The organism is Prevotella mikamonis (assembly GCF_055381405.1).
In genome coordinates this window covers 2258794-2283202 of record NZ_AP035785.1, presented here as the reverse complement: position 1 = coordinate 2283202, position 24409 = coordinate 2258794, and the positions used below count along the sequence as shown (strand labels likewise).

The following is a 24409-nucleotide window of genomic DNA, read 5'->3' as shown; positions in this document are numbered from 1 at the left end:
CCATCGTATGGGAAAAGGTAAAAAAGGCGGTAAGCGCATGACAAAGAATCAGTTGTCGGAAAAGTTGACAGGACTGTTCTCTTCTCAGCCAGAGAAGACATTGAGTTATAAAGAGATATTTCGCATCCTGCGGTTGGACACCCATCCGCTGAAGATGCTCGCCATAGATATTCTAGAGAGTTTGGCATGGGAAGATTATCTGACGCGTGTGTCGGACAACTCGTACAAGCTCAACCTGAAAGGCCAGGTTCAGGAGGGTACGTTCGTGCGCAAGTCGAACGGTAAGAACTCGTTTATCCCCGACGACGGGTCGTTGCCTATCTTCGTTTCGGAACGCAACTCCATGTCGGCACTCAACGGAGACCGCGTGAAAGTGTCGGTCATGGCGCGTCGTGCCAACCACATCAAAGAAGCGCAGGTAATTGAAATCATCAGCCGGAAGAAAGATACCGTGGTGGGTAAGCTGCGCGTAGAGAAAGACCTGGCATTCCTCGTAACGCAGGAAAACCTCTTCGTGCGCGACATCATCATCCCCAAGCGCAAGCTCAAGGGTGGCAAGACCAACGACAAGGCTATCGTCAAAATCAAGCAGTGGCCCGATGCAGAGCATAAGAATCTGGTGGGTGAAGTGATAGATGTGCTGGGGCAGTCGGGCGACAACGATACGGAAATGAATACCATTCTGTCGCAATACGGACTGCCTTATAAGTACCCGAAGAACGTGGAAGAGGCGGCCGAGAAGATAAGTGGCGAGATAACGGAGCAGGACGAGCGCGAGCGCGAAGACTTTCGCAGCGTGTTTACTTGTACCATCGATCCTAAAGATGCCAAGGATTTCGACGACGCACTGAGTATTCAGCGACTCGACAGCGGTCTGTGGCAGGTGGGTGTACACATTGCCGACGTGTCTCACTACGTGACAGAAGGCTCTGTTATCGACAAGGAAGCCTACAAGCGCGCAACGTCCGTGTATCTCGTAGACCGCACCATACCGATGTTGCCCGAACGGTTGTGCAATTTCATCTGTTCGCTCCGCCCCGACGAAGACAAGCTGGCTTACAGCGTTATCTTCGATATGGACGAAGAAGGCAATGTGAAAGCCTATCGCGTGGTGCACACCATCATCCGCAGTAACCGTCGCTATGCCTACGAAGAAGTGCAGCAACTGCTGGAAGCCAACGGCGTGGTAGACGGCACGGGCGAGCCGGCTCCGAAAGCTCCCAAGGGTGGATACAAGGGCGAGAATGCCGACAGCCTGATCATGCTCGACCGACTGGCCAAGAAGCTGAGGGCTGCACGGTTCAGGAACGGGGCTGTGAAATTCGACCGGGAAGAGTTGCATTTCGACATCGACGAGAAAGGCAAGCCCACGAAGTGTTACTTCAAGCGGTCGCACGATGCCAACAAACTCATCGAAGAGTTTATGCTGCTGGCCAACAGGACCGTGGCCGAGAGCATCGGAAAGGTGAAGAAAGGGGCTAAGGCTAAGACGCTCCCTTATCGTATTCACGACAATCCCGACCCGCAGAAACTGGAAGTGTTGCGCGAATTTATCGTGAAATTCGGCTATCGCCTCAAGAGTAGCAGCACCAAGGGAGCTGCTGCCCGCAGTCTGAACAAGCTCATGGACGAGGTGGAAAACAAACCCGAAGGCAAACTGATACAGACGGTTGCCCTGCGTGCCATGATGAAAGCGAAATACAGTGTGCACAACATCGGCCACTTCGGTCTGGCATTCGACTACTACACGCACTTTACTTCGCCCATCCGTCGCTATCCCGACACACTGGTGCATCGGTTGCTGACGCGCTATGCCGATGGTGGACGAAGCGCCAACGAGAAACATTATGAGGAATTCTGTGAGCACTGTTCGGACATGGAACAGATAGCCCAGAATGCTGAGCGCGACTCCATCAAGTATAAGATGGTAGAGTTTATGGCCGACAAGCTGGGTAATGTATACGATGCGCACATCAGTGGAATCACCAGTTACGGTATCTATGCCGAGATAGACGAGAACCACTGCGAGGGCATGGTACCCATGCGCGATTTGGGCGACGACTATTACGATTTCGATGAGCGCAACTTCTGTCTCGTAGGACGGCGTCGCCACCATAAGTATCAGCTTGGCGATGCCATCAAAATACAAGTTGCCAAGGCCAATATTGAGAAGAAACAGTTGGACTTTACGCTGGCGGAGTAGAAATAATATGCCAAAAAGTTGTATGATAGTATAACTTTAATTATCTTTGCTCATGAGAAAGATTATTGCTTATAAAGAGTATTTTAATGATTTTCTCCAGAAACTTTCAGTCCAAGAGCGTATGAAAATACTGCGCTCATTGGATTTGTTAGCATCAGAAGATAGGATTCCCCGTCATTATATCAAGTTCATTCGGGATGGCGTATATGAATTTCGTGTAACCTACCTCAACAACGAATATCGCATATTCTACATATATGATGGTCATACTATCGTGGTGTTGTTTAACTGTTTTAAGAAGAAAACACAAAAAACACCCGATAGGGAAATTAAGAAAGCACTTAACCTAAAGAATGAGTATGAAAGAAATAAAGAAAATATCGAAAGACATCTATGATGTTAGTTCACTACTTGATGATGCTTTAGGAAAGGAAGGTAGTGCCGAACGAGAAATACAAAGGGAAAAGGCGTGGGAAGAATACAACGCCCAAATACTCTTGGACGCCCGAAAAAATGCGCATCTCACTCAATCGGAGCTTGCACAAAGACTTGGTGTAGACAAAGGATATATCTCCAGACTAGAACGAGGTCTCACCGTACCAACAGTTTCTACTCTCTATCGTCTGGCGGCCGCGATGGGCTTAACGGTCGAGTTACGCCCCTTATAACCTCTCTATCCACTATCTAATACTCTTATACCTATGTTGAAACATGGCATTCTGTCGGTGTGCCTGTCGCTCTGTTTCTTCGTCGGAAAGGCACAGACGGCCGATGACTGGAAAACCTACTATGATGAAATCGGCACTTTGGACGATGTAGAGACAGCGACATGGGAAGAGACCTACGACGTGCTGAACGAGTTGGCTAGCAGCAAACTCAACCTCAACACGGCCACACAGCAAGATTTGGAGCGCATTCCATTTCTCTCGGCACAGCAGATAGAGGACATCGTGGCATATATCTACCGCTATGCACCATTGCAGAGCGTGGACGAACTGGCTATGATTGAGTCCTTGGATGCACCCCGCCGGCGATTGCTCCAATGTTTCGTTGAAGTAAAACCGGTAGAAGAGACTGCCTTCCCATCCCTCCGTAACATCCTGAAGTATGGTAAACACGAACTGACAGGCTATGCCCGCATTCCGCTATACAAGCGCAAAGGCAACGTCAACGGGTATCTGGGAGACCCACTCAAGCACTGGATGCGCTACACATTCAACTACGGTCAGTACCTGAAAATAGGATTCATAGGCTCTAAAGATACCGGCGAACCTTTCTTCAAGGGGCGCAATGCAGCCGGTTACGACTTCTATTCGGCTTACGCACTCGTTCGGACCAAAGGCCTGGTCAATACGCTTGTCGTGGGCAGATACCGTCTGCGTTTCGGCATGGGGCTTGTCATGAACAATGATTACAGCTTCGGCAAGCTGGGTACACTGGCAGTCTTAGGTCGCAATACCGACCACATCAGTGGCCATTCCTCCCGTTCCGAGGCCAACTATCTGCAAGGTGCAGCCGTCAGGTTGGCTCTTACCAAGCACATCAGCACCACGGTCTTCGCTTCATATCGCCCCATCGACGCCACCATGAATAAGGACAGCACCACCATCGCCACCATTCTTGAGACAGGATACCATCGTACGCCGAGCGAGATGAATCGTCGCCGCAATGCCATGCAGACTGCTTTGGGAGCGCGTCTCTACTGGAGTGACAAGGGATTCCATGTGGGATTATCGGGCATCTACACCTCCTTCAACCACGAACTGCGTCCCGACACCCTCCAACTTTTCCGACGCTGGCGACCGCGCGGAAGCTGTTTCTACAATCTGGGAGTGGACTATGGCTACCAGAATCATCGACTGATGATAAGTGGCGAGACCGCTACGGGCGACTGTGGCGCTCTTGCTACCCTTAACATCATAAGCTATCAGCCCCTCGATAATCTCACGTTCATTGCCTTGCAACGCTTCTATTCCTATCGCTATTATGGCCTTTTTGCAACGAGTTTCAGTGAGAACGGGCATGTTCAGAACGAGAGTGGATACTACATCGGAGCCTCTTGGACACCCCTCAGAAATCTTCGTCTGATGTGGTATAGCGACTATGCTTCTATGCCGTGGGCACGCTATCGGGTGTCGAAATCGTCGCATGCGTGGGACCACCTTGTGCAAGCCACCTGGATTCCCGGCGCTTTTAATCTCAATGCCCGCTATCGGTTGCATCGTAGGCAGTATGACAATGCAGAGAAAACGATGCTCATTCCACAAACCGAACACCGTGTCCGACTCTCGGCCACCTACACTTCTGCCCATTGGCAGAATCGGGTTCAGACTGATTGGGCATATACAAAAAGTCAGCAAACAGCCAGAGGCTGGATGCTGACTGAATATCTTAATTACCAATCGGGCCTGTTCAAGGGCGGCATGCAAGTAGCCTGGTTTCATACAGACAGCTACGACAGTCGCGTATATGCCTACGAACCGGGACTTCTCTACACCTTTTCCTTCCCGTCGTTCTATGGTCATGGCATGCGCTACATGCTCCATGCTCAGGCCGATGTCACCTCCCATTTGCGACTGATAGCCCAGGTTGGGCACACCCACTATACCGACCGAGACGGGATTTCCAGCGGATTGCAGCAGATAGACGGTCGTTCGCAGACCGATATAGACTTGCAGATACGCTGGAAATTCTAACTCCCTTATTCGCTTTCGCTGTAAGATACGCCGGGTGCACCGATAAACTTGCGTGTAGCTCTCAACTGATGACGCATCACGCTCAGCAACTCTTGCGTCTCCTGAATCAAGTTCAGATAGACGATAGAGATTTGCAGATTCTTCGAGTTACGGTCTTGCTGCATGCGGTCTATGTGCTTACGGCGTAGCATGGAGAGGTCGTTCTTGCATCGGTCGGCCTCTGCCATCACGTCACGATAGCCACTATATCGTCCCGTACTGATAAACCCTGCCGACTGTTTCATCAGTTGATGAATGCTGTTCAGGATGGGTTGGAACTCTTCGATATAGCTCTGCGGCAGCGGATTGAAGTTGTTGTCCACGTGTTCCTTAATCGGTTCGAGCATACGTTTCAGACAATAGATGTACTGCTGTGCGCTGTTAGCTCCCAGATGAAACCATGTGTTCCGCTCCATAGCCAGTTCCTGTGGTGCCCGGTGCATCACGAGAATTTCCTTCTTCCGATACTTCTTCAGCATTTCCTGCTCTTTGCGGAGTGCATTCTGACTACCTCTCAGTTCGCTGATTTTACGTTGCGACAGTCCTTCAAAGATGCGTGTGTACTGTTCCAAGGCGAAGTTGGTCATATCGGACTGCACCCTGCTCACGTGTTTTACCAGCAAGTCCCACACGATTTCAGGGTCTTTGCTGCGCATCATCAGCTTGAACAGTTCGTCTTCCTTATTTCCTTTCTCGCTATCGCTGAACTTCTTGCTGCTGCGGATGAGCAGATAGACCACCAAGCCCATGAAGACTATCATTGCAGCGATGCCGCCATAGAACATGATGAGCGTCACGAGCATACAGCCAAGGAAGGCAACTCCTGCCGTGACAAACCATCCGCCAATCACCGAGAGCATACCCGTGATACGGAATACGGCACTCTCGCGACCCCATGCACGGTCGGCCAGAGATGAACTCATGGCCACCATGAAGGTGACGTAGGTGGTAGACAGGGGTAACTTCAGGTTAGTACCGATGATGATAAGCAATGCAGCCAGCACCAGATTCACCGATGCACGCACCTCGTCGAAGGCTACTCCGGGAGCTAATGTCACGCCCTGATTGTCAAAGCGGCCGTCTATCCATCGGCGAACCGGCTGCGGTATTACGCGTTCCATGTTCTCCGAGTAGTTCTGCGTCAGTCGGGCTATGCTGCGAGCAGCTCGCGACGTGCCGAACATCTCATCGCCCTCGTCCTGGCGCGACAGGTCTACACTGGTCTTAATCACGTTGCGTGCCTTCTTCGATGTCACCATCGAGAATATCATGATAAACGCCGCTATCGAGAGATAGAGCATCGGCGTCTTGGCCGAGCCCTGCAACGACTCCATCATGAAGCTGTCGTTAGCACCGCCGCCATGAGCCATGTAGTCCTGGAACGAGCTGAGACCGGCCAACGGTACACCGATGAAGTTCACCAGGTCGTTGCCTGCAAAGGCCATAGCCAGCGCAAACGTACCCGCCAGGATGATGAATCTGAAGATATTGACCTTGCACAGATGGAGTATCTCCATCACCACCGTGCTACCCACGAATACGCCTATCAGGAGTGTCTGGATATGGGTGTCGATGAAGTTCACGACGCTCTTGTCGATGAACCAAGCTCCACCCAGCCCCTTCGCAAACACGAAGTACGACAGTGCCGTCACTGCAATACCGCCGAAGATGGCTACCGTATAGCGCAGATTCTCTTTGTATTTGAAAGTGAATATCAGACGCGACACCCACTGCACGATGTAACCGAAGACGAAAGCGATGGCCACCGACACGAAGATAGCGATGATAACGGTCAGCGCCTTCTCGGTGTTCATCAGGTCGAATATCTGCAATTCGCTGCCATGAGCCATCTTCAGCATGGCCATCAGGAACGTACCGCCGAGCAATTCAAACACCATCGACACCGTGGTAGAGGTGGGCAGGCCCAAACTGTTGAACATGTCGAGAATCACGACGTCGGTCACCATCACGGCTAACAGGATGACCATAACCTCGTGGAAAGTAAAGTTCGACGGATTCATAATGCCATGTCGGGCAATATCCATCATGCCGTTGCTCAGCAGCGCACCGGCCAGCACACCCAGCGAAGCCACTATCATGATAGTACGATAGCGGGCCACACGTGCACCGACGGCCGAATTGAGGAAGTTCACTGCGTCGTTGCTGACACCCACCCATAAATCGAAGCTGGCCAGCAAAAACAGAAAGACAATAATAATCAGATAAATCAATTCCATAAGCGGATTTTATAATTTCTGGATGCAAAAGTAGTGGCATCTTGTTTCTATCCCTTTGCAACCGTATTACAATCCTGTTACAAGCAATAAATAGGGGCATCGAGGGCCTGGAATCGATTATTTTTCAATATATTTGCAACGTAGATAAACCGGGGGTTTGCCTGTCTGTCTGTCCGTCTGCCATTCTTTCACAATACTGCAAAGCCTTGGCAGCAACACTGCAAGCACCAAACAGCAATGCTGCAAAGCCCGAACAGCAACACTGCCAAGGCCTTGCAGTAAAAGCCAGCCGAACAGGCAGCCGGGCAAGCCTGGTCGAACGGAGGTGCAGAACGGCTCTACAAGCCACTCCCGGCACATACACACACGATATAATATGGAAAAGATGAAGCAAAGAATTCTGGTTGTTGACGACGAACGAGACTTGTGCGAGATTATTCAGTTCAATCTGGAGAACGAGGGATTTGAGGTAGACGTGGCCTATTCGGCCGAAGAGGTACTGGCCAAGGAGTCGCTTTCGGGCTACGACCTCATGATACTCGACGTGATGATGGGCGAGATGTCGGGGTTCTCACTGGCCAAACGCCTGAAACAGGACAGCGCCACCAGCCATATACCCATTATCTTTGCCACCGCCCGCGACACCGAAAACGACACCGTGACGGGGCTGACCATCGGGGCTGACGACTACATAGCGAAGCCATTCTCGGTGCGCGAGATGATTCTCAGGGTCAAGGCCGTACTGCGACGCACATCCGTTGCTGCAACGGGCAGCGACGATGCCATCAGCTATCAGACCTTGCGCATCATCCCGTCGAGCAAGAAAGTGGAGCTGGACGGAGTGGAGATACCTTTCACCAAGACAGAGTTCGAACTGCTCAGCCTGCTCCTGTCCCATCGCGGACACGTGTTCAGCCGGCAGGACCTCATCACCAAGATATGGCCCAGCGATGTGTTGGTGCTCGACAGGACGGTGGATGTCAACATCACGCGCATCCGCAAGAAAGTGGGAATCTATGCCAAGAACATCGTCACGCGGCAGGGCTTCGGTTATTATTTTGAAGACTAGTACATGCAACCGGCTATAGATAAACCATCGGGAACGACCATCGGCCAGCGCATGTTCGTGCTTGTGCTGACGGTATTCATACTCATAGTGGCCTTGCTGCTGTCCATGAACCATGTGAGGGAGAGCCGTCACAAGGCCGAACTCATCAACCTGAGGTTGCAAGACTACAACGACCGCATGTATGAGGTACTGGAACTCACCGGTAAGAACAACGAGACGGCCATTGCCAAATACGTCAGTACGCACCGCGTAGACAGCATGCGCGTGACGCTGATACGCCCGTCGGGCCGGGTTGTCTTCGACAACGAAGTGAAAGACTACACCCACATTCCCAATCATAAGAACCGGAAAGAGGTGGCCACGGCACTGCAACGGGGCAGCGGATTCGACATCAGTCGCAACAGCCAGACACTCGGCCACAAGTATTTCTACTCGGCCACATACTACCCGGCCGACTCGTTGGTGATACGCTCGGCATTGCCTTACGACAGCAACATGCTCGACGGACTCGACGGCAACATGTTCTATCTGTGGATGTCTGTCTGTGCGCTCATCGTCATCACGCTCGTACTCTATCGCTTTATCAACCGCCTGAGCCGCAACGTGACGAAGCTACGCCTCTTTGCGAGCCGTGCCGACCGCAACGAAAGCCTCGACAGCGAAGACCTGGTGCAGTTCTCCAACGACGAACTGGGAGAAATATCAGAGTACATCATCAAGCTTTACAAGCGGCTACAGCGCAGCAAGGAGGAGCAGGCCATCATGAGAAAGCAACTCACGCAGAACATTGCCCACGAGCTCAAGACGCCTGCTGCCACCATGCAGGGGTATCTGGAGACCATCATAGGCAACCCCGATATGGATGCCGAGACCAAGCAGCGATTCATCGAGCGATGCTATGCACAGAGTCAGCGGCTGGGAAGTCTGCTGGTAGACATATCTACCCTGAACAAGATGGACGATGTCAACAACAGACTGCAACAGGCGGTCGACTTCGATATTGCTGCCATCGTGCGCAACATCGTCGACGAGACCACGCTCGAACGGCAGGAGAAAAACATGGAATTCCATAACCTGCTGCCCCAGCAGTTGCCTTTCCGTGGCGACCAGTCGCTCGTCTACAGCATCTTCCGAAACCTCACCGACAACGCCATTGCCTATGCCGGGGAGGGTAAAAGCATCACGCTCGAAGTAGAGGAAGCCCCCGGTGAGTATCTGTTTACATTCCGAGACGATGGCGTGGGCATCCCTCCGCAACATCTGTCGCGCATCTTCGAGCGGTTCTATCGGGTAGACAAGGGGCGCAGCCGTAAGCTCGGAGGCACCGGACTGGGGCTTGCCATCGTCAAGAATGCCGTGATGATACATGGCGGAACTATCACGGTAGAGAATCTGGAAGAGGGTGGCCTGGCCTTCAGATTCAGTCTTGCACGAGACTGACAACATTTCCCTGCTGCCCTATATCAAGTGGCCTGTACCCAACAAAGTGCAAATTAATTTTCGTTTGTCTTCGATTTGCCGTACCTTTGCAGCATGGATAAGAAGATATCAGATTATGAAATAATGGCCCCGGTGGGTTCGCGCGAATCGCTCGCAGCAGCCATTCAGGCCGGTGCAGACTCTGTTTACTTTGGCATCGGACAGCTGAACATGCGTTCGCACTCGGCCAATCACTTCACGATAGACGACCTGCGAGAGATTGCAGCCACCTGTAACGAGCATGGTATCAAGACCTATCTCACGGTGAATACGGTCATCTATGACGAGGATATAGTCGCGATGCGCGAGATAATAGATGCAGCCAAGGAGGCCGGAATATCGGCTGTCATTGCTTCAGATGTCGCTGTGATGGCCTATTGCAACGAGGTGGGCGAGGAAGTTCACCTGTCTACACAGCTCAATATATCTAACGTCGAGGCACTGAAGTTCTACGCTCGCTTTGCCGATGTATCGGTATTGGCACGCGAACTGAAGATGGAACAGGTGAAATACATCCACGACCAAATAGCCGAACAGCATATCTGTGGTCCGATGGGCAAGCCCGTCCGTATCGAGATGTTCTGTCATGGCGCATTGTGCATGGCCGTTTCGGGCAAATGCTACATGAGTCTTCACGATGCCAATCGCTCGGCCAATCGTGGACAGTGCGTACAGATATGCCGCCGATCGTACACCGTAACTGATAACGAGACGGGAAACCAGCTGGAGATAGACAATAAATACATCATGAGTCCGAAAGACTTGAAGACCGTGCGCTTCGTCGATAAGATGATGGATGCAGGGGTTCGGGTATTTAAAATCGAAGGGCGGGCGCGCGGACCGGAATATGTCTATACCGTAGTGAAATGCTATAAGGAGGCTATACAGAGCGTACTCGACGGCACTTTCACCGAAGAGAAGAAGGATGCGTGGGACGAACGCCTTGCAACCGTGTTCAACCGCGGTTTCTGGGATGGCTATTATCAAGGTCAGACGATGGGCGAATGGACGAAGAACTATGGCAACAAGGCTACTCAAAAGAAGGTGCTTGTGGGCAAGGTAACCAAGCATTTCGCTAAAATCGGGGTGGCTGAAGTTGCCGTGGAAGCCACTACTTTCAACGTAGGAGACAAGTTGCTCATTACCGGAGCGACCACCGGAGCGATGTATCTCGACGCCATGGAGATACGCTACGACCTGAAACCCGTAGAGAAAGCGGAGCAGGGATGGCGCATTTCGATTCCCGTACCCGACAAGGTACGCCCCAATGACAAGCTGTTCAAGCTGGTAGAAGGTTGATTCTGCCTACCGCAAAGCAGCTTTACAGGGCTATATGGAATATACAGAACAAGGATATTATCAAGCAGATATGACAATCAACGAATTGCAAGACGAAGTCATTGCGGAGTTTGAAGACTTCTCCGACTGGATGGATAGATACCAGATGCTCATTGATTTGGGCAACGACTTGGAAGTATTAGACAATCAATATAAGACAGAGAGCAACCTTATCAATGGTTGTCAGAGCCGTGTGTGGATACAATGCGACTATGCCGACGGGCTTATCAGGCTCACGGCCGACAGCGATGCGCTCATCGTCAAGGGCATTATCGCCCTGCTAATTCGCGTATTGAGCAATCACACACCGACCGAAATACTCGATGCCGATCTGTATTTCATCGACCGTATAGGGCTGCGCGAGCATCTCTCGCCCACCCGCAGCAACGGCCTGGTAGCAATGATTAAGCAGATTCGCATGTACGCATTGGCTTACAAGACCAAGGAGGAACAGCAGTAACATGCGTAAGCTCAAGACAATAGAGATGCAACGACTCACGGTCGACGAATTCAAAGAGGCCGAGAAGCTGCCTTTGATAGTAGTGCTCGACGACGTGCGGTCGCTTTACAACGTGGGAAGTGTGTTCCGTTCGTGCGATGCTTTCCGTGTAGAGGCGGTGTATCTGTGTGGTATCACGGCCACACCACCCAATGCCGAGATACACAAGACGGCTCTTGGTGGTGAAGACAGCGTCGACTGGAAATACTTTTCCAATGCCGCAGAAGCCGTCGAAGCATTGCATGGCGAAGGTTATTATGTGTATGGCATTGAGCAAGTAGAGGGTTCTGTGAAGCTGCAAGACCTGTCGCTAGACCGTCAAGGCAAGTATGCCGTGGTCTTCGGAAACGAAGTGAAGGGCGTCGCACAGGCCGTCATCGACCGTTGCGACTGCTGTCTGGAGATACCACAGTTCGGTACGAAGCACTCGCTCAACGTGAGTGTGACCGCCGGTATCGTCGTCTGGGAGTTTGCCCGCAGCCTCATTCTGTCGAAGGTATGATATGCAAGAATGAGGCAATGGAATATAAATAATAGAAGTTTTGCTATCTTTAAAGAGGAATATTTGGTAAATAATAGAAATTTTGCTATCTTTACGCGGTCGAATAACGATTACAGATACAATGAAAAGTAGTGAACTGCATAGACGATTCATAAAAGCCGGCTACCGGTTCGACCACGCCGAAGGAAGCCACTACTTTTATATCAAAGACGGTGTATTGACCGAACCAATTCCTTATCACGGCTCACATGAAATGGGCAAGGGACTTACTAATAAGCTGATTAGAAAGTATGGAGTTTAACTACTCTGTACTTACAAAAAAGAAATAAGAATAATTATCTGCAAGAACAGTAGAGTCATGGAGAAAATAATAATAATAATCGAAAAATCAAAAGATTATTTTGATGCTTACTCTGACACTTGCGACGGTATCTACGCTGCTGGTGCAAGCATAGAAGAGGTAAAGAAAGATGCTCTTCAGGCTATAGAACTCATCAAGAAAAATCTGCCTGAAGACCGATGGCCAAGACAAATCAAAGGTGAGTATGAAATTGAGTGGAAGCTTGATGTACCTAGCTTCCTTGACTACTATTCTGAATTTATGTCGTTGGCTGGCATGGAACGTGTCACAGGAATTAATCAAAAGCAACTTTCCAATTATCTCAATCATCGGGCAATCCCACGGCGTAAACAAGCCGACCGGATAATGAATGGAATACACAAGTTTGCTACAGAGCTGCTAAGCATCACGCTTTAGGGAGCTTCCGACAAAACTTTTCAATACAAAAAGCCCCTCGCTATTCATTAGTGAGGGGCTTTTTGCTATCTCTCCATATCCCCTTTGCGGTAGATATATTCTGCCGTCTGAATCATAGACTTGGCATATTCTTCGAGCGGTTGGTAGGCTTTGCTCGCCGGCACCAGCTTTTCAGCATCGTCATAGCAAAAGCTCTTCTGCATCTTCGGAGCATAAATGTAACGCCGCGAAGCATCCCTACCCACAATCTGATTATCGGCTGAGTAGAATACGCGGTCTCTCCGCTCTTTCAGAAGGTTCACGCCGAACCCGTCGTAAACATAACTCATGTTCAGCATACCGAGCAATGTTGGCATCACATCCACCTGCATACCCAATCCATCGTAGAGTTGTGGCTCGACACCCGGACCGAAAATCATCAGCGGAATGTGGTTGTAGCTGTCGGCCAGTTCACTCTTATCCGTCCCAACTATCTTGCCATGATCGGCCAAAACAACAAATATCGTATTCCGATACCACGACTCCCGGCTCGCTTTACGCAAGAAGTCGCCTATCGCCCAGTCTGCATATTCCACGATTTGCATCTCAGGCTCACTGCTGTGGGGTTTGAAGAAAGCAGGAATCATATAGGGTGGATGATTGCTAATCGTGAGCAGTGTCGCCATAAAAGGTTTCCCCGTGGCCGCCTGACGATTGATGACAGGCAGCGCATATTGGAACAAATAGTGGTCGGGCACGCCGAAGCTGTTCACCACCTCGCTCTTCGGGTAGTTCTCCTGCGAGTAGATGTCGTCGTAACCATTCGTAGAGAAGAAAGCCTTCATGTTGTCGTACTGGGCCTCATGCGTCATGAAAAACATGTTGTGATAGCCCTCCCGTTTGAGCACTGTGGGTATTCCGTCGCGTCGCGGAGTCACCGTACCCTTCATCAGGTTTCTGAACATCAGCGCCGGAAACGAATAGAGGGTGGCCGTCATGCCGTGGTTGGTATGGATGCCGGCACTGTAGAAACGGCTGAATGCCAGTGAATGGCGGTAGAGAGAATCGAGCGTGGGCGTAAGATGCTGCCTGTTGCCGAAGGATTCGAGCAGCGGAGCCGACATCGACTCCATCAGAATGATGACCACATTATATTTCTTAGCCTCACCCTCGGCCCTGACATATCGGCGCAATATGTACGCACTGTCTGTCTTGCCACCGATTCCCAGACTGCTACGGGCCATTGTGATAGCCTTGCCGTAGGGCATCAGGTGTAGTTCCCGGTTCTCACTTCTCATGTCGTCCAGCGCACTGGTGAGCAGATTGAACGCCGGATTGATGCCCAACTGATTGAGGAAAGCATCGTTGCAGTAATACGCCTGACTGATTTTGATAGGGTTATATCCTGTCCGGCCACGTATGCCGAAGACACACAATCCGCCTACCAGAAACATCACGACTGTGCGAAGGGCATAGGATATGATGTCTGCGCGAGATACCGCCATGCGTTGCACTCCCTCATACCAATACTTGCCGAGCCTCAGTGCCGACCACCAAAACAAACCGGCAACCACCAGAAACAGCGCGATATGGACGAGATAGCTTTTCTCTTCTACCAGCATGCCGGCCGTCGTACCCGTGTATGAGAACCATTCGAAGATAGACGAGTTGATGTTTTTGTGGAAATACTGGAAATAAGGAGTGTTGGCTGCCGATACCGCCAGTGCCAGTGTCATCCACATACTATACCAGACGGCGACTGCCCGATACGTCCATCGGCGGTGATAGCCAACGATGGCACTGCCCAACAGGAATACTATGGGCAGCAAGGAGATATAGCACAGGATGACATTGTCGAACCATACGCCGCGTACAAAGGCTGTAAAAGAGTTCGCCTCGCCCGTACAGAGATAGTGCAAGAACAGGTATTCGATGAGTCGGAAGACGCTCAGGCATACCAGTCCCAGCACGTGGATGGTGACAAGATAGAGCAGCGAGATATGTGTCTGACGAATTTTGCTGAACATAATAGAAGTGATAAATAATGAGTCTATATCAATTTACAATTTACGAAGGTACACAATATCTATGAAAAAACATCTCCCATGAGGCTAAAAACAATCCTATACCCCGCAACATCCCCTCATTTGCATCCGAAAAGTCCCCATAATTCCATCGACCTCCTGCCATTTGTATCACTTATTTACTCGCTCCTCGCGCGCTTATCCACTCCAAAAACTCATAGACTTACCAACTTAAAAACTCAACTCAATAACTCATGAACTTATAAACTCACACCTTGTAGTGTACTGAATAAGTTGACAGTATCCACGTATTAATTAAAAAATGTAAACCGTCATGATTAAGTACAATGAAACGGAGAAACTCTTGTTATTAAGTCAGTACATCACCAGTGGCCTTGATGCCTACCATTTCGCCGGGAGTCGCGGTATTCCCTACACCACGTTCCGCCACATCCTGCGTTGCTACGGTCATCCGGACACCTCATCCATATCCGAGCTGATGAAACAAGCACAGATTCCCACCACCGTCGAGGAACTCCAGGCCCAGCTGGCCCGTGAGCGTAAGGCCCACGCCGAGGAACTCAAGCGTCTCAAGCATGCCCTTGCCCAGGAGCAGGTTCGCAGCCTTGCCAACTCCACGATGATAGACCTTGCCGAGAAGAAGTTCAACATCCGTATCCGAAAAAACTCCGATGCCAAGTAATCAGTACCTTGTCTCAGGGGGAGGAATGCTGCCGGCTCAAGGGTTGCGTCTCCTTCCTCTGCGGTTATCTTGGCATCAGCAGGCAAGGCTATTACCGCCACGTAGAGCGCTCCATGGATGTGGACGTCCTTCGCACGAGCATCGTGCTGTATGCCGGCGAGGTCCTCAAGGACATGCCCAAGGCGGGCATGCGCGAACTCTATGCACTGTGCCGTAGGAAGTTCGGTCCCAAGTTCACCCTCGGCCGCGACCAGTGCTATGCCCTTTTCCGCTCCAACGGCCTGTGCCAACGCCGTCGCAAGCGTCCCCGGACAACCTTCTCCAACCACGGCTACTTCATCTACGGCGACCTGGTCAACACCACTCCCAAGCTGCGTCCCCACCGCCTGGGCGAACTTTGCGTGGCAGACATCACCTATGTCGCCACGTCTTCGGGCTGGGCCTACCTGTCGCTGGTCACCGATGCCGCCTCACGGGTGATCCTCGGCTGGGCCCTGCACCCCACACTGGCCAGGGAAGGCCCCATCCAGGCCATGCAGATGGCCATGGGATGCTACAGGGAGTACGGTGTGGACCTGACCCTCCTGATTCACCATTCAGACCGCGGTGTACAGTATTGCTGCCATGAGTACGTCTCCCTCCTGGAGCGTTCCGGCATCCGTATCAGCATGACCCAGACCGGAGACCCGCTCCACAATGCCCTGGCCGAGAGGATGAACAACACCGTCAAGAACGGCTGGCTCTTCGATACCCATGACAAGAGCTTTGAGGAGGTCAGTCAACTCGTGGCCAAGGCCGTGAGGCTATACAACACCGTACGCCCGCACCAGAGCCTGGAGATGCGGACACCGCAGCAGGAACTGCTCAGGCTCCTGGGCCGTGCAGCCTAGGGGATTCGCTCCGGGGAGGATGCAAGCCCCCGACGCCAGGACTCCCCCGGTATTCTCCATAGAGTCCATCCATCATAAAAAAAGAGGTCAACCTTTGGACGGACAATGAAGAAACATTAACTTTGCACTTCGACGACAGCTGTCAACCAGAAATGAACTTTGGAGAAAGAGGTGACAACCTGCATGGAAAATAAGAATCGCAGGTGTCAACAGATAATCAATTTAAAAACAAAAGCTGTCAACTAAAACCAGTACACATCAACTCATCAATTAAAAAACTTACACCCTCAAAAACTGCCAAGCCTCCGCAACATCGCTGCAAAGGCCGAACAGCATTGTTGCAAAGCCCAGGCAGTAACGCTGCCGAGGCCTTGCAGTTTTTTGAAGTTGACGAGTAGACAAGATACGAGTAGATGAGTTGAGGGGGTAAGTTGCTGAATTGCTACACAGCCAACAGCACCATGAGACCACCAATGATGATATAGCCTACGGCATAGGGCAATGCAGCCCGCAGAATCTCGCCGTCGCGCCCCTGCATGTTGCATGCCGCCGTGGCGATGGCGATGCTCTGTGGCGAAATCATCTTGCCACCCGTAGCACCCGTGGTATTGGCTGCTACGAGCCAATCGGGATTGCTGTAGTTCAGCTGATGGGCCACGTTGGCCTGCAACTTGGCAAAGAGGATGTTGGAAGAAGTGTCGCTACCCGTAACGAATGTCCCGATAGCACCGATGAGCGGAGCAAAGAAGGGATATAACTGTCCCGTCACGGCTGCCAAGGCCGAGGCTATGACGACTATCATGCCGGCATAGTTCATTACCGAAGCAATGGATACCAGACTGATAATCGTGATGACGGTCTTACGCAGGTTGACCGTCGTCCGGGCCAGAATCACGAGGAGTCGGCGAGGCGACAACCCCTGAATGAGACCTCCTATCACCGTGCCGAGCAACAGCATGAGACCGGCATTGCTAATCCACCCGAAGTTGAACGTAGTCCCCGAAGCATAGATGGGCAGTGCCACATGGCTCACCAGATGAGACTTCAGGAAGCCATTGATGGCTGGAAACAACGGGCCTGAAAGCAAAATGAACAGGAGGATGAAGAGATAGACGCTCCATGCGCGGAATGTCTGGCCGGGCGTATAGTGCTTCACCATGCTCTTATCCTTCTTGGGCGCAAAGATTTTGCTATAGACAATGAGGGCGATGATGGCTGCCACGCTGCCGATGATGGCCGGAGTCTCAGCACCCAGGAACATGGCTACGACATACTGCGTGAGCAACGACACGCCACCCACCCAGAGCGACAGCAGGAGATTGCGCACAATGGCGCTGCGGCTGCGATTGGTAAGGGTGAGGATGATAAATGGAAGGATGATGAAGAGGGGCGACAGCTGGACGACACAATAGGTCGCAACCTCGCGTATCAGTTCGGGAGCAGCAGCTCCACCCGGTGCTACCTCGTTGCACAAGGTGATGACGGGCACGCCTACCGCACCGAAACCCGTAGGCACGGTATTGGCTATCAACGACACCAGGGCCGAAAAGATGGGCTTATAACCCAACGAGATAAGGATGGCTGCCGGAATTGCCACGGCTGTGCCGAAACCGGCCATACCCTCCAGCAGTCCGCCAAAGCCCCACACGAGCATGAGCACCGTGACGCCATTGTCGTCGGAAAACGACGTGAACTGATTTTTGATGACTTCTATCTCCTTGCTCTCCACCAGCACGTTATAGCTGAAAATGGCCATCAGAATAATGATGAGAATGGGGAATACGGCCTTGAGAATACCCTCGACCACAGCCCATCCCACGCCCATCAGCGTGAAGTTTTGCGGTGCAAAACCCATAGTGGGTGCTACCACGAGGGCCAAGGCAATGGTGACAAGAAGAGTAATGAACGCACTTTTGTGCCCTGCCATCTTCAATCCCAGCATCAGGACAAATAGCAGTACAATCGGAATAATAGCAATAATAGCAGCCATAACTTGTATAATGTGTAAAAACAGAAGGTTAATAATTAGATTATCATAAAACACCGTCAAAGATATTACATTCTCACTGAATTATCGCATATTTAGTGTTAAAACATGATTATGGAACGGAAGCATGCAGAGAAACAGAGTTATGGGGCTACCGCATGGTCATGGAAAAGGCTGTCTGTCAGGATGCCGGATAAAAATCTGCCAACAGTTCTATGCAAAATAAGAAGAAACCGGTAACGGCTGAAACCACAATGCCAATGGCTATCATCAATACGTTTATCCATTCTCCCCGTCTGACTGCATACACAACTGTGTATAGCTGATAGAACACAGCTATAAGGCCCATGAACAAGCAGACTAAAACCAGCAAAGCAGGATAATTGCCCTGAGCCAATACGCCGGCAAGCAAGGGCAAGCCGATGGTTAAGAGCAGGGCAAACACATACCCACAATATATTTTATTCATTTTATCTATCAATTATGATGGTTATCGCACAGGAAATGAATATTGTCTATTCTCTTTGATATGGTACGTTGCCTACAAACACATAGCAGTCTTTGATGTCATTGCTTGACTTGCTTTGCAATGTAGAGAAAATACTATCCTTGTTCTCCCTTGCTATTGGGTATCGCTGATTGAAGAAATAGACTGCTGATTTGGTGCGATATAACTTCAGCTTTGCGTATTGAGAATAAGCAGGGTCGCGATATTCGTTCTGTGTTTCCCGGCTCTCGTCGGCATATTCTTGTATGAGGACACCCTCTGTCAACCCATCTCCAAGAATAGTATGTGTCAGCTTGTTATGTGTATATCCCCATCCTTCGCCTATGGTAAAGTAACGGTTGCCGATAGGGATTGGGCATGTACCCCAGTCAAAATCGTGACAGCACAATATCAAGATATCACATTTGATACTACTCAGTGATTTGCGCTGGTCTCTCAGAGCAGATTCTCTTGTATTTTGTGTCTTATTCTGCAATGAGCAAGATAAGAATAAAAACATGAAAAAGGATATGAAAAGATTGGCTTTCATTTGTTGATATGTTTAGGGTGAAGGTTGAGACTGCGTCTAGGCTAATTGTCGTTAGGGGTAGACTCATACTGTTTCCACTCATTCAGTAATGTAATCAAGTATCTTTTCTGAGCAAGATTCTTGATGTTGTTAATGTCTTTTTGAACCCGAAGTTTCGTTGGATAGCCAACGATTTCTTCTCCTCCACCCATTATAACAGTTCTAATCGTATGAGAGTCTGAGTCGATTTCCTGATGATTATAAATCCAATCCAGAAACACTTGCGGATGCTTCATGTATAAATCGGCTAAATAGTTATCGTATGTCTCAGCCACTGCGCCATCTGTAAATAGTCCCAAAGTATTCCATTCATTAAGTATAGCCCCACTGAGCGGTTGATTGTTTAGGCTTTCCATGAGTGCATTAAATTCCTCCTCCCATAAGGCATCTTCCGTATAAGGGATTTTGACACGCTTACCTCTAATTGAAATAGTTGAAAAAGGCAGTAATCTCAAAACAGGTTCTTCATCAGCCGGCACACCGATGATGAGCGTGTCGCCAGCAAATGATATTGGCTCGGAAATCAATGCAGCTTCATTGGGCGAGGAAGTCTTCAATACTCCATCAACAATAGTATAAGCATAGCTATGGTCTGGGGCAATATCTACCCATATAATAGAGTCTTCCTCTATTTGCATGGCACAATATCCAGGGTCTCCGACAAAACACCATGAACCTCGGATTTTCTCCCTTAACTTTTCATCGAAGTCCTTTGAAGCCTGTGTGCATACTCCAAAACTCAATAATAACAACAGCAAGAACATCAACTTTTTCATCTATTAAGGTTTTAACAGGATGGTATCTAATACTGGCACTAAGCAGAGACTCTCTTTTAAGCAATCTCTCGTCTCTGTGCAAATATACTCAAATTTGAAAGAATCTTATCAGAAGTAAGGGAAGAAATATCAACGAATGAAGTTATGGTCACAAAACATAACGTTGTTATACAAATTATATTTATTTTTGCATATATGGAATAGAAGACGAAGCTAGGTTGTCTAGCAAGATACTATAATAAACAGAACTAGTATTCCTTATGAAGAAAGAAGATATACTGGCTCTATTTCAGAGTTATGAAGATGCTGTTTGCATTATTGACGAAACAGAATGTTGGAGTGCCAGGGAACTATGCACATTACTAGGTTACCAACAATGGCGCAATTTCTGTAATGTAATAGATAAAGCAAAAGAGGCATGTAATAATGCAGGTCAACCGATATCTAATCATTTTGCTGACGTCAGCAAAATGATAGACTTAGCAAAAGGCGCTCAACGAGAAGTAGACGACATCATGCTTACTCGCTATGCTTGCTATCTGGTAGCACAGAATGGAGATCCGAGAAAGTCTCAAATAGCTTTCGCGCAGACCTATTTTGCTATTCAGACTCGTCGTGCAGAGCTGATAGAGCAACGGTTGTTGGAAGTCGAACGTGTGAAGGCACGCACCAAATTACAAGAGACCGAACGAAAACTATCTGGTATTTTGTATGAACGTGGAGTGAACGATCAGACTTTTGCTGTTATCCGCTCTAAAGGAGATCAGACGCTTTTCCGTTTGAATACGAACATGATGAAGCACAAGTTGGGTATGCCCCAAAGTCGTCCCCTTGCCGATTTTCTTCCGACCATTAGTATCAAGGCTAAGGATTTCGCAGCAGAAATGACCAGTGTCAACGTACAAGCTAAAGACCTTCAAGGCGAAACATCCATCACACGAGAGCATGTTGACAACAATGCTGCCGTACGCAAGATGCTCACTGAACGTGGTATTATCCCAGAGAATCTACCGCCTGCCGAAGATGTCAAGAAGGTGGAACGCCGATTGATGAGTGAGCAGAAAAAGATACTTGGCAAGAAGAAACAATAACAGCAATTTATTTTAACACAAATGGGTTATTCTTCTTATGTAGGCTTCAAAGCCTGTATCGCCTATCCTGTTCCAGACATCGCCTAAGAGGGCTACTCCGCCGAAACCATAGTGTTTTGTTTCTTCTATGTTGCAGGCTGTAATGCCCCCCAGCGCAAATACCTTTTTGTCGATAATGCCTTGCCTTTTTGCCTCCAGAAGAGCCTGTGGCGTGAACGCAGACGCATAACCTTGCTTGGATATGCTATTGAAAATAGGACTGAGAAAAACATAGTCGCACATGGGTTTATAGTATTCCACCTCCTTTAGGGTATGGCAAGAATGCGAAACCGCCCCCTTAAAATCATGGGGCAGTTTACGATTTCGGCGGTTTAGATGTAGTCCGTGAAGTGTAAAATGAGCAAATAAATCAAAGTGGTCGTGCAGAACAAGGCGACGGTGATATTCTGTCGGGATGGCTTTGATAAGGTTTTCTACATCTGTGGCAGCGGATTCTGGCTTCCGGATATGCACGAAGTCTACCCCCCAACGCAAGAGTCGGGTGATAACAGCTGCCTCGTTGTTGACGAATTGCGGTTCGGTAATCACTATAAAACGCATTTCCCTATGTATAATAAAGAGTAATAAAAAAAGTGGTAACTGCTGCTTTTACACAGCAATTACCACACGACTTATATCTTATTTCAACCGATTAATGATTGCTTCTGCCACCTTCTTACCCGAAAGGAGCATACCCCCGAAGATAGGTCCCATGCGTGGTGTGCCGCCAACGGCCGATGAAGCCATACCACAAACATAAAGTCCGGGATATATTTCCTTAGTTCCTTCTACTACTTGGCGTTCGCCTTCTATCACATCGAGCGAGCGTTCGCCAATCACATCGCCTGTCGGCGTATTGAGTTGGATGCCGTTTTTGCGTGCCACTACACGGCACATTTCGCTGTCGTGGCCCGTTCCGTCTATCACAAACTTAGCCATAATGTTCAATGGATCTACGTGTAACCCCTCGCGAAGCACCGGTGTCCAGTTGACTACCACACCACTTACAACATTGTTCTTGAACACAACGTCTTCTACCGAATAGCAGTTGAATATCGTAGCACCGGCATGTGTGGCCTTATAAAGCAGCGCAGAGGTGCTTTCCACCGAATCGGCAGTGTACAAACCGTCTTCGTATGGCTCGTAATTAATCTCAAAATCCTTGAGAATACTCACGGCTTCTTCTTGCACCACCAACTGATTGAACATCATTGCACCGCCCCACATACCGCCGCCCGGCGATAGTTTACGGTCGAACAGTGCAACGTTCAAGCCGGCTTTTGCCATATAATAGGCAGCAGCAATGCCTGAAGGACCGCCGCCGACAATGGCAACGTCCAGTTCGAGGCACTTTTCCATTTTAGCAAAATAGGTACTGATAATCCCTTTTGATACTTTCTTTTCTATCATAATATATTTGTTTATAGTTGTTTTACTTGGCTTCTTCTTTGCAGTTGCAGTCGTCTAATGTCTGACTGATGCGCATGGCACAGAAATTAGGCCCACACATGGTGCAGTATTTTCCACCTACTTTATTGGATGTCTTCCAGTATTCAAGTGCCTTTTCGGGGTCGAGCGCAAGATTGAATTGGTCTTTCCAACGGAATTCATAACGCGCTTTGCTGAGTGCATTATCCCGAATGGCAGCCCCAGGGTGTCCTTTTGCCAAATCGGCAGCATGGGCGGCTATCTTGTATGTAATTACTCCCGTGCGCACATCGTCCTTGTCGGGAAGTGCAAGATGCTCTTTCGGTGTGACATAACAAATCATGGCCGTACCGTACCAGCTTATCATCGCTGCTCCGATGGCACTCGTTATATGGTCGTAAGCCGGTGCAATATCGGTTACAAGCGGACCTAGAGTGTAGAAAGGCGCACCATGACATTTTTCAATTTGCCGGTCCATATTCTCGCGAATCTTGTGCATCGGCACATGCCCCGGCCCTTCTATGAAGGCCTGAACATTCTTCGCCCAGGCACGTTCCACGAGTTCTCCCATCGTATCAAGCTCGGCAAACTGTGCAGCATCGTTGGCATCGTAAGTTGAACCGGGCCGTAAACCGTCGCCCAACGATATGGCCACGTCGTATTTTGCGCATATATCGCAAATATCATCGAAGTGACTATACAAGAAACTTTCCTCATTGTGCACCTGACACCATTTGGAAATAATGCTACCTCCACGACTGACCATGCCCGTCAGGCGTCCGTTTGCAAGATGAACGTTCTTTAAACGAATGCCACAGTGTATCGTAAAGTAATCGACTCCTTGCTCGCATTGTTCCAAAAGCGTATCGCGGAAAATCTCCCAAGTAAGGTTTTCAGCCTTGCCGTTGACCTTTTCAAAAGCCTGATACATCGGGACAGTGCCGACAGGCACAGGACAGTTGCGCAGAATCCATTCTCTTGTCTCGTGAATATTCGTTCCCGTCGATAAGTCCATCAAGGTATCGCCACCCCATTTGCAGCTCCACACGGCCTTTTCCACTTCCTCTTCAATGCTTGAATTCTCGTGCGAATTGCCGATGTTGGTATTTATCTTCACGCAAAAGTTAGTTCCGATAATCATGGGTTCGCTCTCCGGGTGGTTGATGTTGGCGGGTATTACGGCACGCCCTGCCGCTACTTCATCGCGCACGAACTCCGGTGTGATGTGCGTCTTTATGCCCAGCGCCTCACAATTCATGTTCTCGCGAATGGCAACATACTCCATTTCCTCGGTTATGATACCCTTCTTGGCGTAATACATCTGCGTGCCTTGCCGATTTTCAATCCACGGCTGGCGTAACTTTGGCAAGCCCTTTTGCAAGTCTATTTCCACATTCGGATCACTATATGGACCACTCGTGTCGTAAACTATCACAGGGTCGTTAGGTCTTTCTATGCGCTTCTCGTTTTCGTTTGCAACGGTTGGCGTCAGATGGATGCGTCGCATTCCTACCCGAAGATTCGGATATATCACACCATTCATATAAATCTTCTCCGAATCGGGATAAGAAATCTTGATGTCGTTCTTCATAATGCT

23 protein-coding genes are annotated in these 24409 nt (G+C 49.6%); 14 read left to right on the top strand and 9 right to left on the bottom strand.

Annotated features, from left to right (window positions below; translation table 11 throughout):
- Positions 1 to 7: 7 nt before the first annotated feature.
- Genes rnr through ACZ42L_RS09550 form a run of 4 tightly spaced genes read left to right on the top strand, consistent with a single transcriptional unit; the run spans position 8 to position 4899 of the window.
- On the top strand, positions 8 to 2203 hold the full coding sequence (gene rnr / locus ACZ42L_RS09565; RefSeq protein ID WP_464715955.1) for a ribonuclease R: 2196 nt from the start codon (positions 8 to 10) through the stop codon (positions 2201 to 2203).
- A 52-nt stretch (positions 2204 to 2255) separates the two neighbouring features.
- Positions 2256 to 2600 carry a type II toxin-antitoxin system RelE/ParE family toxin gene (locus tag ACZ42L_RS09560; protein WP_464698765.1) on the top strand — a complete coding sequence of 115 codons (345 nt, stop codon included), beginning with the start codon at positions 2256 to 2258 and terminating at the stop codon, positions 2598 to 2600.
- On the top strand, positions 2563 to 2871 hold the full coding sequence (locus ACZ42L_RS09555) for a helix-turn-helix domain-containing protein (protein ID WP_464698767.1): 309 nt from the start codon (positions 2563 to 2565) through the stop codon (positions 2869 to 2871). The genes ACZ42L_RS09560 and ACZ42L_RS09555 overlap by 38 nt, the downstream gene beginning before the upstream one ends.
- 33 nt (positions 2872 to 2904) lie before the next feature.
- Entirely contained in the window at positions 2905 to 4899 is a 1995-nt protein-coding gene (locus tag ACZ42L_RS09550) for a ComEA family DNA-binding protein (protein ID WP_464715954.1), read from the top strand.
- Between the two features lie 5 nt (positions 4900 to 4904).
- On the opposite strand, the gene ACZ42L_RS09545 is transcribed toward ACZ42L_RS09550, so the two are convergent.
- The gene (locus ACZ42L_RS09545; protein WP_464715953.1) at positions 4905 to 7175 is read right to left on the bottom strand and encodes an anion permease; all 2271 of its coding nucleotides are present in this window, start codon (positions 7173 to 7175) and stop codon (positions 4905 to 4907) included.
- Positions 7176 to 7551: 376 nt separating this feature from the next.
- On the opposite strand from ACZ42L_RS09545, the gene ACZ42L_RS09540 reads away from it, so the two are divergent.
- The 7 genes from ACZ42L_RS09540 to ACZ42L_RS09510 all read left to right on the top strand — a co-directional run bounded on the left by ACZ42L_RS09540 (position 7552) and on the right by ACZ42L_RS09510 (position 12819).
- Positions 7552 to 8244 (top strand): response regulator transcription factor, encoded by a 693-nt coding sequence (locus ACZ42L_RS09540; RefSeq protein WP_464698796.1) that lies wholly within the window; start codon positions 7552 to 7554, stop codon positions 8242 to 8244.
- Positions 8245 to 8247: 3 nt separating this feature from the next.
- The gene (locus tag ACZ42L_RS09535; RefSeq protein WP_464715952.1) at positions 8248 to 9684 is read left to right on the top strand and encodes a sensor histidine kinase; all 1437 of its coding nucleotides are present in this window, start codon (positions 8248 to 8250) and stop codon (positions 9682 to 9684) included.
- 93 nt (positions 9685 to 9777) lie between these two features.
- Positions 9778 to 11022 carry a peptidase U32 family protein gene (locus ACZ42L_RS09530; RefSeq protein WP_464715951.1) on the top strand — a complete coding sequence of 415 codons (1245 nt, stop codon included), beginning with the start codon at positions 9778 to 9780 and terminating at the stop codon, positions 11020 to 11022.
- Between the two features lie 70 nt (positions 11023 to 11092).
- The gene (locus ACZ42L_RS09525) at positions 11093 to 11521 is read left to right on the top strand and encodes a SufE family protein (protein ID WP_464701686.1); all 429 of its coding nucleotides are present in this window, start codon (positions 11093 to 11095) and stop codon (positions 11519 to 11521) included.
- Position 11522: 1 nt separating this feature from the next.
- Positions 11523 to 12062 carry an RNA methyltransferase gene (locus tag ACZ42L_RS09520; protein WP_464698801.1) on the top strand — a complete coding sequence of 180 codons (540 nt, stop codon included), beginning with the start codon at positions 11523 to 11525 and terminating at the stop codon, positions 12060 to 12062.
- A gap of 121 nt (positions 12063 to 12183) precedes the next feature.
- Positions 12184 to 12363: a type II toxin-antitoxin system HicA family toxin gene (locus ACZ42L_RS09515; RefSeq protein ID WP_464698802.1), complete on the top strand. Its 180-nt coding sequence runs from the start codon at positions 12184 to 12186 to the stop codon at positions 12361 to 12363.
- Positions 12364 to 12420: 57 nt separating this feature from the next.
- Positions 12421 to 12819 (top strand): hypothetical protein, encoded by a 399-nt coding sequence (locus ACZ42L_RS09510; protein WP_464698804.1) that lies wholly within the window; start codon positions 12421 to 12423, stop codon positions 12817 to 12819.
- A gap of 65 nt (positions 12820 to 12884) precedes the next feature.
- Here the strand turns inward: ACZ42L_RS09510 and ACZ42L_RS09505 are convergent, their stop codons facing one another.
- Positions 12885 to 14825 carry an LTA synthase family protein gene (locus ACZ42L_RS09505; RefSeq protein ID WP_464715950.1) on the bottom strand — a complete coding sequence of 647 codons (1941 nt, stop codon included), beginning with the start codon at positions 14823 to 14825 and terminating at the stop codon, positions 12885 to 12887.
- Between the two features lie 331 nt (positions 14826 to 15156).
- Between ACZ42L_RS09505 and ACZ42L_RS09500 the strand changes: the two genes are divergently transcribed.
- Together ACZ42L_RS09500 and ACZ42L_RS09495 are read left to right on the top strand one after the other, a co-directional pair.
- Positions 15157 to 15525, top strand: coding sequence for a transposase (locus ACZ42L_RS09500; RefSeq protein WP_464698446.1), 369 nt, complete (start codon positions 15157 to 15159; stop codon positions 15523 to 15525).
- An 8-nt stretch (positions 15526 to 15533) separates the two neighbouring features.
- Entirely contained in the window at positions 15534 to 16415 is an 882-nt protein-coding gene (locus tag ACZ42L_RS09495) for an IS3 family transposase (protein WP_464698445.1), read from the top strand.
- 442 nt (positions 16416 to 16857) lie between these two features.
- Here the strand turns inward: ACZ42L_RS09495 and ACZ42L_RS09490 are convergent, their stop codons facing one another.
- The 4 genes from ACZ42L_RS09490 to ACZ42L_RS09475 form a co-directional block, all read right to left on the bottom strand.
- Positions 16858 to 18405, bottom strand: a complete 1548-nt coding sequence (locus tag ACZ42L_RS09490; protein ID WP_464715949.1) for an L-lactate permease — start codon at positions 18403 to 18405, stop codon at positions 16858 to 16860.
- A 178-nt stretch (positions 18406 to 18583) separates the two neighbouring features.
- Positions 18584 to 18871 carry a hypothetical protein gene (locus ACZ42L_RS09485; RefSeq protein WP_464698622.1) on the bottom strand — a complete coding sequence of 96 codons (288 nt, stop codon included), beginning with the start codon at positions 18869 to 18871 and terminating at the stop codon, positions 18584 to 18586.
- Positions 18872 to 18917: 46 nt separating this feature from the next.
- Entirely contained in the window at positions 18918 to 19409 is a 492-nt protein-coding gene (locus ACZ42L_RS09480) for a hypothetical protein (protein ID WP_464715948.1), read from the bottom strand.
- A 71-nt stretch (positions 19410 to 19480) separates the two neighbouring features.
- Positions 19481 to 20254, bottom strand: a complete 774-nt coding sequence (locus ACZ42L_RS09475) for a hypothetical protein (RefSeq protein ID WP_464715947.1) — start codon at positions 20252 to 20254, stop codon at positions 19481 to 19483.
- 260 nt (positions 20255 to 20514) lie between these two features.
- On the opposite strand from ACZ42L_RS09475, the gene dinD reads away from it, so the two are divergent.
- Positions 20515 to 21345, top strand: a complete 831-nt coding sequence (gene dinD, locus ACZ42L_RS09470; protein WP_464715946.1) for a DNA damage-inducible protein D — start codon at positions 20515 to 20517, stop codon at positions 21343 to 21345.
- Between the two features lie 12 nt (positions 21346 to 21357).
- On the opposite strand, the gene ACZ42L_RS09465 is transcribed toward dinD, so the two are convergent.
- The 3 genes from ACZ42L_RS09465 to thiC form a co-directional block, all read right to left on the bottom strand.
- Positions 21358 to 21945, bottom strand: a complete 588-nt coding sequence (locus ACZ42L_RS09465; protein WP_464715945.1) for a thiamine phosphate synthase — start codon at positions 21943 to 21945, stop codon at positions 21358 to 21360.
- 78 nt (positions 21946 to 22023) lie between these two features.
- A complete protein-coding gene (locus ACZ42L_RS09460; protein WP_464698612.1) occupies positions 22024 to 22794 on the bottom strand; it encodes a sulfide-dependent adenosine diphosphate thiazole synthase in 771 nt (256 codons plus the stop codon).
- 22 nt (positions 22795 to 22816) lie between these two features.
- Positions 22817 to 24403: a phosphomethylpyrimidine synthase ThiC gene (gene thiC, locus ACZ42L_RS09455; RefSeq protein ID WP_464715944.1), complete on the bottom strand. Its 1587-nt coding sequence runs from the start codon at positions 24401 to 24403 to the stop codon at positions 22817 to 22819.
- Between the last annotated feature and the right edge of the window lie 6 nt (positions 24404 to 24409).